The organism is Gillisia sp. Hel_I_29, assembly GCF_000744275.1.
In the GTDB taxonomy this organism is placed as follows: domain Bacteria; phylum Bacteroidota; class Bacteroidia; order Flavobacteriales; family Flavobacteriaceae; genus Gillisia.
In genome coordinates this window covers 1,807,056-1,820,811 of record NZ_JQLP01000005.1, presented here as the reverse complement: position 1 = coordinate 1,820,811, position 13,756 = coordinate 1,807,056, and the positions used below count along the sequence as shown (strand labels likewise).

The following is a 13,756-nucleotide window of genomic DNA, read 5'->3' as shown; positions in this document are numbered from 1 at the left end:
ATGTCTGGTAGACTTCAAGATATTGAGAATAGACTTCACCAAATAAACAGTGCAAGATTTCAAAATCTTTGCGATACATACTTAGTCCTAAGAGAGCGAGAATTTACAAGTATTGAACGTACTGGCAGCCAATTTGGGAAAGAGAAAACCGTAAAAGGTACGCCGGATTCATTTATCCGTTTGTCTAACAATAAATTGGGTTATGTTGAACACACAACGCAATCTTCTTCATTACCAGAAAAAATGAAAGAGGATATTGATAAGTGTTTGGACGGATCAATTACCAAAGTTGCCTCTAAACAAATAGACAGAATTATAATTTGTTTTAACGGAAGATTAAAAACTGCCCAAGAGGTTAAAATACAGGAATATGCTCAATCCAAAAATATAAAACTGGAATTGATTGGAGTCGATACATTAGCTCTTGAAATACTCTCCAAATACCTCCTCCTCGCTAGAGAATTTTTGGACATAAAATTAGAAACAGGACAAATACAAACACTTTCAGGATTTATAGCAGAATACAATAACAAAGCGAATAATTTATCTACTCCACTAGATAACGTATTTCTGCATCGTGAAAATGAATTGAAACAGATAAATGATGCGATTAATGAATCAGACCTCGTAATTATTTCTGGAGCCGCAGGAGTTGGAAAAACAAAGATTGCTCTTAAATCAATTGACCAGTTTTTAGAGCAGAATACCTCATATACTCCCTATGTTATTGTTAAAAAGGATGTGGATATCTACGAAGATTTAAAAATACAATTACAACAGGATAATGACTACATTTTATTTGTAGATGATGCTAACAGACAACTTATAAACCTACAACAACTTTTTGGTGTCTTTAAAGAAGTCCGAAAAGGGAAAATTAAATTAGTTTTAACTGTCAGAAATTATGCCTTAACAGACATTCTTAAAGAATCGTTTGTTTTTGATAATGAAACAATTGACATTCCAAAATTTTCAGACGAAGAGATTGTTCAATTACTTGAAAGTGAATCATTTGGTATTCAGAATTCTAAGTATCAGAAGAAAATCGTCGAATTATCCGATGGCAATGCAAGACTAGCCATAATGGGTGCTAAAATCGCACTCGATAAACAATATGAATTCTTAGCAGGAGATGTTACCGAGCTCTATGATACATATTTTAAAAATGTAACTTCAGACTTAGATATATTTCAGAATAAGGTTCAGATGCAAGTTCTTGGTTTGATTTCATTCTTTTTCACAATAAATAGGGAAGACAAAGATGTAATTGAAACGATTTTAGAGAATTTTGAGATTGACTACTATAAATTTAATGAAGCTGTAGAGGAATTGCATAAAAAAGAATTAGTAGAAGTTCAATACAACCACATTCGGATATCTGAACAGGTAATGGCCACATACTTTTTCTACTTGGTCTTTATTAAAGATGGTCTCTTATCTTTTGACAAATTACTCTTTAACTATTTTGATGGTTACAAACATAGGTATACCGATACAATAATTCCAGCCAACAATTCTTTTGGATACGATAAGGTTTTTTCAAAAATAAATCCTGCACTAGATAAATATTTGGTAAGAATTCAAAATGATGAAAACAAAACTTTGACTTTTTTGGACCAATTTTGGTTTTATAAACCTGAAGACGTATTAAGTTATTTCGGGCAGAAAATAAATAATCTATCGGAGCCAGAGAATCCAAAATATCTTACAGAATATGAAACGAATGATTTTGTACATAGTAAAGAACAAACTCTTGATTTTCTAACCAGATTCTTTCGCCATCAAACTGAATCTTTTGAACCCGCAGTAATACTGGCATTTGAATATATAAGAAAGAAGCCAGAACATCTGCCAGAATTCATTCGAAGGATTCGGGAAACTCTTTTATTCGATGAACGTGACGAACGGTATGGCTTTGCCCGCCAAAGTAAATTCATAGAACTTATGTGTTCAAGAATTGCCAAAGGAAAAGAGCATTTCTGTATAGCTTTTTTTGCTGTTTCCGAAACATTTCTTCAACATTCATTTCATATAGTACACGGTGGAAGAAAACACACAATTACCTTTTACGATTATCCTATACCTCAGACTAAAGAAATAGAATTACTAAGGGCTACAATTTGGAAAACGCTCTTTACTTTATTTGACAACTACCGAAGCAAGGTTATTAAATCAATAAATAATTTTCGCCCTGGATATAGAAAAAGAACTCCCAAGCTATTGGAATATGACCTGTCGTTTCTTATACCTTTTATTCTAGAAAATTTTTCCCCCCAATCATTTATTGAATCTCATTCGGCAAATGACTTATCAATATCATTAAAAAATGAAGATAGAATTGATGGGGAGATTTTTAATGAATTAGAATCTGCATTTAATACAAAAGCCTACAAAAATTTTAGAAAATTGGATTGGAATAGGTTCAGGGACAAAGAGGAATATGAATTTGAAGATTGGCGTGAATATGAGAGAGTAAAGTCAGATGATTTAAAACAGAATTTCACCTTTCAATCAATTAATGATTTTCCTGCTTTTTTTGATTGTATAAATAATTCTCAGGCAATTATTGATCGAAATCATTCGCAGATAGAAAAGTCGCTAGAGGTAATTTTCGAAGAAAATTTTTTGCAAGACGAAGATATAGGATTGCAACTTTTAGAAGAATATTTAAACAAGAATTATAAGATTAGATGCCTTTACCGAACTATTAGTGTCATTGTAAAAAGTTCCAAACTAAACTCTAAGAAACTCTGGAGCATATTAGAAAATTGGAGCGGTGAGAATTCCATTTATTGGAAATTGACTTTTTTCGAACGACTCCCTTCGGATTTCGTCAACAATAATTATTACGATAATTTAAAATCCACTCTTAAGAGCATCGACTGTAACGCATATCTCTATATTCAAGAATACAAAAAGTTCAACTTGGTTAAAACGGATGCCATAAAAGAAATTTTATATATTATATCGCAGAAAATTGAGGAAGGGATTAATTTACGAACCTCAGAATATCCATATACGGATGGCTTTGATCAACTTAAGGATGATTACGCTCTAATGAGCAAACTATATTTTCAGCAATACACACTAGGTAAGACCAGTTTTACTTTTGATTATGAAAAGAAAGGATTTAAAAACCTCTATGTATCCTATCCTGAATTCTTATTTGATTTCTTCAACGTGTTCTATTCGAAATATGATTTGGGGCGTAGGAATGACAATTTGAAAATTGGATTTATATGGGACACTTCAGATAGATTTAAAGAAATATCTGCTGTAATCGAATTTCTAGTAGATGCAGAACCTTATTTTGGTTTGGGTGGTCATTCCGTATCCGTATTATTTAATGAATTGGATACAATACAGTCTAAAAACGCCTTAAATTTCTTGAAATCATATATTACAAATAATCAAGAAAATCGTAAACAGATTGAAGTCATATTTGATATAATCAGAAAGCAATTCAATGATAAATTTGAAGAATTACTACTTTTCTTTCTTGATTTAAATAGCAATGTAGAATTTTTCAAACAAATAGATTGGCCAGGAAATCCAGGAGTACAAATGGGTGAGGTTAATTGGGGTGTATTACACGCAAAAAGGTGGGAAAGGATTCTGGCCATAGTCGAAAAATCCAAAATGGTGATTGAGATCATTCCAATCAAAGCATTTATAAAAAAGATAATTCAATCAGAACATAATCACGCAGAACATGAGCGAATGCAAAAATTCATAAGACCTTCCGACTTCTAATATGCCCTATTATTTCTAGTACTATTTTGCGAATACATTTTATCACCTCAATTCCCAATTCTCTCATAACTTTCTAAATTTTTGATTAAACTTTCCCATATCACGAATGCCAAAACTTGAAGGTTCTTAGGCTTTTGAAAATAACCGTTTTCCTCTCCATTACTCAAAAACCCCAATTCTACGAATACCGAAGGAAAATAATTAATCGTTTCCCGCAATACCTGAAAATTAGTAAACTTCAAGCCCCTACATCAAAGCCTAAATGCTTTTTAATTTGATTCTGCAATTGATAGGCAAACCAAACAGACTCTTTTGAATATTCAGAGTGAGTTTCTCCAACGTACACCTCGATCCCCCTTGCAATAGCATTATGAGAATGATTACAATTCAACGAAAGAAACAAGTCAGCATTCAGAACTTTAGCAAGTTTTGTTCTATCCGATAATGAAATAAGCGTGTCGTTATACCGAATCAAGTATAAATTCAATGGTGCCTCTGACTTTTCGTTGAGCCTTAAAATTTCCAAGCCAATATTCAACACAACATTCTTTTCTTTAATTCCATTTATTCCGATGGCACCGGAATCTTTTCCACCCTGACCCACATTAATTACTATTCTTTTTTTTAATCCAGTTTCCTGTCTAAAAATGATGCACATATTCAGAAGCAAAATCATAAAACTGACGTTTTTGAGCACTTTTTTCATTTTCATTTTCCGAGTTATTAACCACCTCCTTCTATAATCCCATAAAATTTAATGCCAAATGAAATCATTGAAAATCAATCTTATATAAATAATATTTTATTCACAATTTACTGATTTTCAATTATTTAAGACATTAAATTTCTAATTTTCTCATAACGAAAACGAGTCAAAACTTAAAACTTTCAGTTATGAAAAAATCTATCTCTATGGCAACTGTTTTATCGTTGCTTTCTACGAGCGTTTTTGCGCAAATCGGTGGGATCGAAGATTCCGTTGCCGATATTTCCGATACTATAAGGAATATATTTCCAATCATCCTTGGAGTAATCTTCCTGGTCGGGTTCCTTTTTAATGCCGGCCATTTCTTTGGGGAAAATTCCGATCTCAAAAAAGGAATAACCCGGGTGTTGGTCTTTGTACTTATCGCAGGCGCCGTGGTAGGCATCTTCACTTATTTGATCAGCATTGTAGTTTAAGTCGGTCGCTAAGCGACATTTAAAGAAATAAAGGAACAATTATGAAAAAATATACTCCTTATAGGAATATTCGAAAGGGTGCCATCATCTTTGGGCTTTCCCTTCCCCTATTTGCACTAATGATGCTTTCGATAATCGCGTCCCTACTGGTGATCATTTTCTCCTTCAGTCTGGGTGTGATTATCAGCGCCCTGCTCTTTAATGCATTCTTGTATATCGGGTTAAACCTTATCAGCAGGCTCCTGGATTTTCTACAGATGACCGGGGTATTTCCAAAAATGATTAGTAATAAAAGAAACTCAGGTATCGATTATGAAGAAGATTAATCTTTCCTCCCACTGGCCAATTGCCGATATCCGGGATAATATCATTTTTTCCAGAAACGGTAACGTTGTGCTGTGTTATCAGCTGGACCTACCTGAAATTTACTCCTTATCGGAAAAAGATTTTGAAGACCTGCACGCCACCTGGTTCCAGGCGCTTAAATCCCTGCCGGTGGGTACAGTAGTGCATAAGCAGGATATTTATGAGAAAAAGGCATTCACTGCAGCGACACTACCAAACAAAACCTTTTTGGAAAAGGCCACCAGTGATTATTTTAAAGATCGGGAGTATATAGCACACCGCTCTTTAATATTTTTTACCCTGACCAGGAACAAAGCTTTAAACAACTCCAAATATGTAAATCCTTTTCGAAAAGTTTCCAAAGAAATTGTCAGGGAACTGGATGCCAACGTTAAAAGCTTTATCGGCTCGGTAAACGATTGTGTTTCCTTTATTGCTAACAGCCGAAAGGTTTCTATAAAAGCAATACCATCAGAAGAAATCACCAGCCTAACTTCCGAGTACTTCAATGGTTTCAATGAGGGTTTCGATACCGATTTCCTACTCCAAAAACAACATATTCAAACGGGGGACAATTATTTTGATGCCCTGGCTATCAATAGCGAGCTGTGCTTTGGCGAAAGGGTACAGTCGAGCAAAACCAATGAGAAATTCACATCCGATGATTTTGTATTTCACCAGGGGTTTATTGATGGGCTGGGGCTTCATTTAAGAGAGAACCATATAGTCAACCATATCCTCTACCTGGATGATAAACACAAGTGGCGCAAGCTACTGGATAAAAAAGTAGAAGAGCTTAGCAAAAGTTCCAACTTTGGCTCTCATAACAAAGTTGTTCTTGGAAAGATCCAGGAAATCCTGGAGAAGATCAATAGCGATGAGAACGCGCGGATTATCCGGGGCCATCTTAATGTCATTTTTTGGGATCGGGATCCTCGTAATTTGGAAGGCATTGCCTCTAAAATTAAGGCTGAGTTCAAGGAACTGGATATCATCCCTTATGCTCCACGCGGCGAGGAACGAAAGAATTACCTACTGAACAGCTACTGCTGCCACGCTTCCAATTTTTCCGATGAAGATCTTTATGTGACCGATTTGAAACATGCCTTGTGCCTCCTTATCAATAACACGAATTACAAATCGGACCCTACCGGCATCATTTTTAATGACCGTGAGCATAACATTCCAGTACTAAAAGATGTATGGGACAAGGGGAAGAAACGGATCAAGGCGCGCAATTTTGCCATTTTTGCCCCGACCGGGGAAGGAAAATCCTTTTTGGCCAATAACATTCTACGTCAATATTTTGAAAACGGGGTACGGCTGGTGATTATCGATCTTGGGGGTTCTTATACCAAGTTCGCTAAACTCTATCCTGATAATTACACTGTATTGCGCTACCAGAGCGGAAAGAACTTAGGGATCAATCCTTTTTACATATCCAATCCCGACGATGTAAGTCCTGAGTGGCTGGAAGATCTTTCGGTGTTTCTATTAGAACTCATTGCTGCAAATGATAAAGTTACCAAAGCACAATCCGTAGCCATTAAAAAGATCCTCCGTTACTATTACAAAAACACCACGAAAAACCATTCCTTAGATAGTTTTTACCGTTTTATCGAGCAGCGAAAAGATGAGCTGCTGGAACCCCTTAAAATCCATCCCGACTACTTCAATGTAACCAACTTTTTGCACGTGCTCTCGGAGTATGTCGGCGATGGTCTATACAGTTTCTTATTTGAAGTTAGCGAAGATCAAACTTACAAGATCGAAGATAAGCGGCTGATTGTCTTTGAACTCGATGAAGTCAAAGACAATAAAGAGATCCTCTCGGTGATGCTCAAACTGATAAAATCGGCCATCCAACGCACCATCTGGAAAAACCGGGCCGAAAAAGGAATTATCCTCTTTGATGAATTTGCCAAACAACTCAAGTTTGAAAATGTCCTGGAAAGCGTGGAATTCTATTACCAGGCGATTCGTAAACAAAACGGGGCCATTGGAATCATCCTACAATCCATAAACCAGCTCCCTAATAACGCTACTTCCTCAAGCATCCTGGAAAACACCCAGGTGGTCTACAGCCTGAACAATGAAAAAGGTTATGAAGAACTAGCTAGGCGCTTAAGCCTCTCCAGCCACGATCTCAACCAGTTGAAATCGATCAGGAATAATTTGACCGGCAAGCGCAAGTACACCGAGATCTTCATTAAGATCGGCAAGGAAAGCAACATTTTCCGCCTGGAAGTACCACCCGAAGTTTATGCTGCCTATCTCACCGACGGAACCGAAAACGAGGCCATCATGGCCATTTATAATGAGACAAAAAATATGGAAAAGGCTATCAAGGAATTCATCAGGCAATCCTAAACACTCCTTAATATTTAAAACAATTCGATATGAAAAACAATCACAAAACCTGGTTACTCACACTGGCATTAGCATTATGCTTGCCCGCAGGCGCTGCCTGCCAGGGGATGCCGGTGTACGATAACACGAACTTTGTCAGCCTGGTCAAATCCCTGGTGGAATCGGCCAAGCAAACCGCCAACCTGGTCAAGACCGTTAACTTCTTAAAAGCACAGAAGGAAAATATTGAAAAAGTCAATAGCGTGGTACAGAATTTAAAAGCTGTGCGCGAGATCGGTCGTAACAATCAGCGTCTTATTGCGGTGATGCAGGACGACCTTCGGGATATTTTGAACTCCCCCTATATCAAGCCAGAAGAAGTAAGCCGTGTTACCGAATCCTTCAGTGCCGTGGTTGAAAACTCCCTGGAGACCGCAAGCTTTATCGATGAGATTTTATCGAGTGATCATTTAAAAATGAGTGATGCCGAGCGGGCTCAAGTTTTAAAACAAAAAGAACTCGAGTCCAAAGAAATGGTCATCGATGTGCGGTTAAAGACTAAACGCTACCGCGAGATCATTTCCTTTAGGAAAATGCAGGATAAGATCAATAACCGGGAAACAGGCTTTTGATGATTAGCGGGGTAATCATACTGGCTGTAGGCGTCGAATATCTCGATAGCGTTTTCCAAACCATCCAGGAGAGCGAGTTTTCACAGTACACCATCGTGGGCATGAAAACTTTGGCGGTACTCTTCTTTTTAGTAAACATCCTTAAAAAGTATAATGAAGGCGTAGCTGATAGACAGGGCTATACCTGGGGGCTTTCACCCGGGGATCTGGCTAAAAATTTTGCAGTGGTACTGCTGGTTATTTTCTCAACCCAAATCCTGGGGTTCTTTGACAGTATTCTCGTAGCTATTGAAAATCAGTACCGCGATACCGCCCCTGCCCTTCTCCCCTTGCAAATGCAGGAAATTCCCATCGAGGAAGATGTCTCCCCTATGGGGGCGATGCGTAAAGCCATGGCTTTACTTTATGAAGCCCTGGTGACTCCCCTCTACGGCTTTAAAACCTTTGCATTTCTAATCAGCCTGTTTTTATGGATCCTTGATTTATTCATCTACCCGCTATTTTTGGCAGAGCGTTATTTCCTCCTTGGAATTATGCAAGCCTTTTTTCCGCTGGTGCTTAGTCTGGCGGTAATTGAAAAGTTCCGTTCGATGGCCTATGGATTTTTCAGGTTGTATGCCGCAGTGTATATGCTGGTTCCGGCTTTCTTCCTGGTTAATGTGTTTATCAACGCCCTTTATACGGAAATCAACACCAATTTCTGGGAAAACCTATTTGGTACAGATTACGGGAGCGGTTTTTTCGCCCCGGTTATAGAAATGGGTTCGATAGTTTTTATCGTGTTTTTAAAATTCAAACTCTACCGACGGGCCATTTCTTTTACCCTAAGACTGTTCACCACGTGAAGCCTATAAAGAGAATCTAAAATGGTTCTTTTAATAAGCTTCGATATAACCTATTTAGTCATAAAAAATAGTTCAAAAATGAAAACACCATATAAAAATATCTATTCGATATTAAGGCTCAACCGCTTTATAGTACTGGCCGTAGTACTTTGTTCGCTGTTTTGTAGTGTCTTTGCTATTTGGATGGCCATCTCCACAAGGAATATGGCATTAAACAGCGCCTTTGCCATCAATACCGATGGGAGCATCATTCCCTTAAAGCTGGTGACCCAAAAAGAAAACTTCCGAGTAGAAGCCCTGGCTCATTTGGAGCTGTTTCACACCTACTTCTATAATATTGATGCCAGCAATTATGAGAAAAACCTGGAAAAAGCATTATGGCTGGGCAATAGTTCGGTAGACAACCTATACAGGCAGAAAAAGGCCGAAGGGGTTTACAACCGCTTATTGCAGTACTCGCTGGTCCAAAAGGTATTAACGATCGATTCGCAGCTGGAAGAAAAGGAGGAATCGTTTCATTTTAAAACTACCGTTATTTTCGAGATCAACCGCGGCAGCATTGTGGATACCTACGAACTGGTTACCACGGGAAAACTACTCATCGTAGATCGTCACTTCCCCCATAACCCACACGGGCTCCTCATTACGGATTATTTCGAAAACAGTTTAAGAAAAGTACCCTCACAAAATTAAAATTAGAACCGATGAAAATTGAAAAGAACAAAATCGTATTCATTAGCGTCCTGGTGGTCATTGTGATTTTTCTTGTCACCTATACCATAATGATCACCGGGGAGGATGAAGAGCAACAGGAAAACCTCAGGCAAACGGAAATCCCAGCCCTTGAAGAAGAAAGCCAGCAAACCTATGATTCTAAACTGGAGGCTATTGATAACCTCAAAGAAGTTCGGGATAAGAATGCGCCAAGTATTTATGATGAAACGTTTTTGGACTCTTTAGGCTATTACGACACCGAGCTTTTGGAAAAAGAAAAAGAGCGCAAGATCGATAGTATTTATGAATTGGGAAAAGCCCGGCAAGCACAAATTGCAAACCTTACACAAACCCGGCTAACCAGCCCTCCGGAGAATAGCAGCCCGAGCCTAATAAAAACAGTACCAAAAGTAGATACTGCGGAAATTGAAGAAAAGCGAGAAATCGAAGCCAAAGAAATGGGTTTGGAACATCAATTATTCTTTGCATCTGCTCCCAAAGAAGCTAAGGATCGTATAACAAGTACTACCGATAAGGAAATTAAAGTGGTGATCGATGGCACCCAGGTAGTCAAAGCCAATTCCAGGCTTCGAATGCGGCTTGCCCAGCCTGCCAGTATTGGTGACAAATTTATCCCCAAAAACACCCCGGTTTTCGGCTTTGTGAGTTTTCAGCCAAATCGGGTCCTGATCGAGATCGAAAATATCAATAAGCATCAAACTAGCTTAAAAGCCTTTGACCTTGAAGATGGTAGCGAAGGTATTTACATCGAGAATAATTTCCGGGCGGAAGTAGCCACGGAAGTCCTGGATGATGTAATCGGTGATATTAATATCCCAAGTGTACCCCAGGTCAGTGGAATAAGCAAAGTATTTCGCAGAAATAACCGAAATGTAAAAGTAACCATTCTAAATAATTACAGATTAATTCTCAAGGCCAGCAGACCTGAATCAAACTGGGGATTGGCTAACCAATAAAACAATCATTATGAAAAAGTATATTTTAACCAAGGCCTCTCTACTAGTTTTTATTATTACCAGTGCACAAACCCAGGAAAAACTGGACACTATCTACGCTAATGATCATAAAAATGTTGCGCTATTTTTTCCTGAAGCGATTAGCCAGGGGCTTATCGGTGCTGAGCATTTTGTCTTTACCTACAACCGGGAAAAGCAGCAACACTTCGGACTGCTGCAGGCCAAGCCCGGCAGAGAAAGTAATTTACTTGTTATCGGAACAAATGGTTCGGTATTCTCCTATATCCTGAAGTATAAAAAACAGCTTTCCCGGCTGAACTATTTTATCCCTGAAGCGGAAAGTATTGGAAAAGAAAAGCCAGTTGTCAAGGATTCAGTTAAGGACAAAAAACCGCAAAAGAACTTAAACAAGAAGGAAGATCATTACCGCAGATTCTGCAGCTACCTGCTTAGTAAAAAGCAGCGCCTGGGCCGCATAAAAAAAAGCAAGAACGGTATTATTTTAAGTGTTGAGAATATCGTTTTTAATAAGGAGCAGCTCTATTTTGTGATCGAAATTGAGAATAGATCCAGCCTGGATTATGATCTTAATTTCTTAAACCTGGCGATTGAAACCCGTAAAAAAGGAAAGAAGAAATCCTTACAACGCTTATACCAGGAACCGGTTTTCAGCTATAATTTACCGGCTAAGATTGGAAAAAACCAAACCGCAAGATTGGTTTATGTGTTGCCAAAATTTTCCTTGTCTAAAGAAAGGAGGGCGATATTGGAACTTAATGAAAAGGATGGGGAACGTAATTTAAAACTAAAGATCTCCCATCGGTTTATTAATAACCCTAATTGATAATTTTGAAAAATTCCGACTTTAAAAGTTTAAATTTTTCTGGCGTTTACACCCCTGGAAGTCAGCCTATAACGCTGTTTACTACTTTGTGGTTTCTCGGGAATGGTCATTTCAATCAAGCCTTCGGCAAGGGTAAGTTGCAAATAATTTTTTCTAAAATTTTCTCTATCGGAAAGTCCTAAATGATATTGCATCTCACTTCTGCTATCTTCACCATTAATCACATTTAAGAGGTCTTGAACTTGCGGGGTGACTTGCGGGGTCTCTTGCAGGGTAATTTGGTTACCGGATTAGCACATAGGTTGTTAATTTAAATATTAACTAGTTGTTGGCTTGTTTGAACGGAGGTAGTTTTAAATTTCCCATTTCACTTCCTTTAACCTTACGGAAATCCTCATCATGGATTTTAATACCTTCCCCTCTTCAGGAAGATCTCCGGTTAGCAGCTCCCTAAACGAACCAGAATAGGTTTTGCCCAAGGATTTCCAAACCATCTCTGTTTGGTTAAAGAACAGGGACTGGGATGGATGTGCCAATAACCATTCCTTATCATTGGGGATGGCCTTATCATCATCTTTCCCCACTTGCAGCAACATTTTTTCAAAATCATCTGATTGCAAAAACGATGAAATTCTATCTCGTTGCAGCAGTTGATGGATATCATAGGTATGGCGAACCTTATCTTTTAAATCTTCTAAAGGATTTTCAGTATAGGAAAACCTGATCAGGCTTATTATTTTTTCACAAAATGTACGTTCTATACTTAATGCCGTAACCTTAAAAGGTTCCAGGTGATACGCATTGATAAGGTCTACATTATTAGTCGTGGCAATAAAAGCCGCAATCATGGAATGGACACTGACTATTTCCGATGGATGGGATTTGCCCAGACTTGAAGCTTCCACTACAATATGATCCCGGATCTGGCCAAAGGCACCCGCCACGCCTACTTTATCGTAACCATAAACCACTTTTCTAATTTTGCCCCGTTTATTTTCTAAAGGATGGTCGGGAATAACAGTCATAACAGGTTCCAGTGCACCAGTGACTTTTTTGAGTTTTCGCTTTAAGGAATTATCGGATTCCCCCTCCTCTTTTATAACGACCAAATCGATATCTTCGGAAAAGCGCTCAATTATGCCAAAGCATTTAGATAGGGATGTTCCACCTTTAAACACGGCGAGTTGCCTGGTTGATTTATTAGTAAAAATCTCTTTAAGTGCTAAAGTAACCCAATAGTCCTTTTCTACATAGATTTCAGAAATCCCAAAGTGTTGGGCAGTAGCTACAATAGCTCCCTGAAATGCAGTTTTATAATTATGTAAATTCATCAGGAGATCTTCCAGTTTGAAATGGTGGGCAATATATTTTCGGGTATTCCGAATTCATACTTACTTAAATAATTAAGGGTGTTTTTAAGAGGTTCACTCACCTCGTTAAATGAGAGTGCCTCAAGAAGAGCGCCTAACAATGCCCTTACTTTGGGAGGATAAGATTTAGCAAGATCAACTAGTTGTATTTTATCGGTATCGGAAAGCCCTTTGATTTTTTTCTTTAAAAAATTAACCCCCTTCTTTTTATCCAAATCTGGAATTTTCTTAAAATCCTTCATTACGTCCAGTAATTGCAAGAAGGGAATACTTTCTTTGGATACAGGTGCATAACTTTTAGCAGGCTTTACAACAAGGTTTCCTATCTTGGTTTTTATCACCTTATCCCAACTGGCCACTCTTACCGTAGTAGGGATTTGAGTAGTAAGGCCAAGTTCATTATATAACCGAGTGCCTGTTATGTATGCCATTGGCTGACCGTTTTCAAAAAGATGACTATAAAGTAATTCTTCCTCACTTGGTTTTATTTCCCCAAAAATAGTTTGTTTGGGCTTATAATACATCCCATTTTTATATCTTTTAATCACACCCCTGGCAGCCATCCTGCTTAAAGCTTTTGCAGCAGCAGAAAATTCGGTTTGGGGAATAGATAAGCTATCATAGGTAAATACCTTTCCGGTATTTATACGATCTACTTTAGACTTTATGGATGTCGCAATATTCATAGCACCACAAAGATAGTGAATTAAAATATAAAATGTCAAGTTTTTTACAGTATTTACTT

Annotated in this window: 14 protein-coding genes; 9 read left to right on the top strand and 5 right to left on the bottom strand. The window is 37.8% G+C overall.

The genetic code is table 11. From position 1 onward, the window contains the following. Complete coding sequence (locus tag P163_RS13470; protein WP_034892253.1) at positions 1-3,753, top strand: ATP-binding protein; 3,753 nt, start codon at positions 1-3, stop codon at positions 3,751-3,753. A 47-nt stretch (positions 3,754-3,800) separates the two neighbouring features. Here the strand turns inward: P163_RS13470 and P163_RS18770 are convergent, their stop codons facing one another. Both P163_RS18770 and P163_RS13465 read right to left on the bottom strand, forming a co-directional pair. Then, the gene (locus P163_RS18770) at positions 3,801-3,971 is read right to left on the bottom strand and encodes a hypothetical protein (protein ID WP_316930079.1); all 171 of its coding nucleotides are present in this window, start codon (positions 3,969-3,971) and stop codon (positions 3,801-3,803) included. A gap of 20 nt (positions 3,972-3,991) precedes the next feature. Continuing rightward, on the bottom strand, positions 3,992-4,465 hold the full coding sequence (locus P163_RS13465) for an N-acetylmuramoyl-L-alanine amidase (RefSeq protein WP_316930078.1): 474 nt from the start codon (positions 4,463-4,465) through the stop codon (positions 3,992-3,994). Positions 4,466-4,647: 182 nt separating this feature from the next. Between P163_RS13465 and P163_RS18205 the strand changes: the two genes are divergently transcribed. From P163_RS18205 to P163_RS13425, 8 genes are all read left to right on the top strand, one after another. Next, positions 4,648-4,935, top strand: a complete 288-nt coding sequence (locus P163_RS18205; protein ID WP_081891338.1) for a hypothetical protein — start codon at positions 4,648-4,650, stop codon at positions 4,933-4,935. 41 nt (positions 4,936-4,976) lie between these two features. Then, positions 4,977-5,261 (top strand): hypothetical protein, encoded by a 285-nt coding sequence (locus tag P163_RS13455; protein WP_034892247.1) that lies wholly within the window; start codon positions 4,977-4,979, stop codon positions 5,259-5,261. Beyond that, positions 5,248-7,650 (top strand): TraG family conjugative transposon ATPase, encoded by a 2,403-nt coding sequence (locus P163_RS13450; protein WP_034892244.1) that lies wholly within the window; start codon positions 5,248-5,250, stop codon positions 7,648-7,650. Before P163_RS13455 ends, P163_RS13450 begins: the two co-directional genes overlap by 14 nt. Positions 7,651-7,679: 29 nt before the next feature. Further along, a complete protein-coding gene (locus P163_RS13445; RefSeq protein ID WP_034892241.1) occupies positions 7,680-8,261 on the top strand; it encodes a hypothetical protein in 582 nt (193 codons plus the stop codon). Further along, on the top strand, positions 8,261-9,106 hold the full coding sequence (locus P163_RS13440) for a hypothetical protein (RefSeq protein WP_369794081.1): 846 nt from the start codon (positions 8,261-8,263) through the stop codon (positions 9,104-9,106). The genes P163_RS13445 and P163_RS13440 overlap by 1 nt, the downstream gene beginning before the upstream one ends. 78 nt (positions 9,107-9,184) lie before the next feature. Next, a complete protein-coding gene (locus P163_RS13435; RefSeq protein WP_034892238.1) occupies positions 9,185-9,799 on the top strand; it encodes a conjugal transfer protein TraK in 615 nt (204 codons plus the stop codon). 11 nt (positions 9,800-9,810) lie between these two features. Then, entirely contained in the window at positions 9,811-10,797 is a 987-nt protein-coding gene (gene traM / locus P163_RS13430; RefSeq protein WP_034892235.1) for a conjugative transposon protein TraM, read from the top strand. A 10-nt stretch (positions 10,798-10,807) separates the two neighbouring features. Continuing rightward, the gene (locus tag P163_RS13425) at positions 10,808-11,641 is read left to right on the top strand and encodes a DUF4138 domain-containing protein (RefSeq protein ID WP_034892232.1); all 834 of its coding nucleotides are present in this window, start codon (positions 10,808-10,810) and stop codon (positions 11,639-11,641) included. 29 nt (positions 11,642-11,670) lie between these two features. On the opposite strand, the gene P163_RS13420 is transcribed toward P163_RS13425, so the two are convergent. From P163_RS13420 to P163_RS13410, 3 genes are all read right to left on the bottom strand, one after another. After that, entirely contained in the window at positions 11,671-11,913 is a 243-nt protein-coding gene (locus P163_RS13420) for a Fic family protein (protein ID WP_197055455.1), read from the bottom strand. Between the two features lie 81 nt (positions 11,914-11,994). Further along, entirely contained in the window at positions 11,995-12,972 is a 978-nt protein-coding gene (locus tag P163_RS13415; protein ID WP_034892227.1) for a nucleotidyl transferase AbiEii/AbiGii toxin family protein, read from the bottom strand. Further along, positions 12,972-13,736: a DUF6088 family protein gene (locus tag P163_RS13410; protein ID WP_231556202.1), complete on the bottom strand. Its 765-nt coding sequence runs from the start codon at positions 13,734-13,736 to the stop codon at positions 12,972-12,974. Before P163_RS13410 ends, P163_RS13415 begins: the two co-directional genes overlap by 1 nt. Between the last annotated feature and the right edge of the window lie 20 nt (positions 13,737-13,756).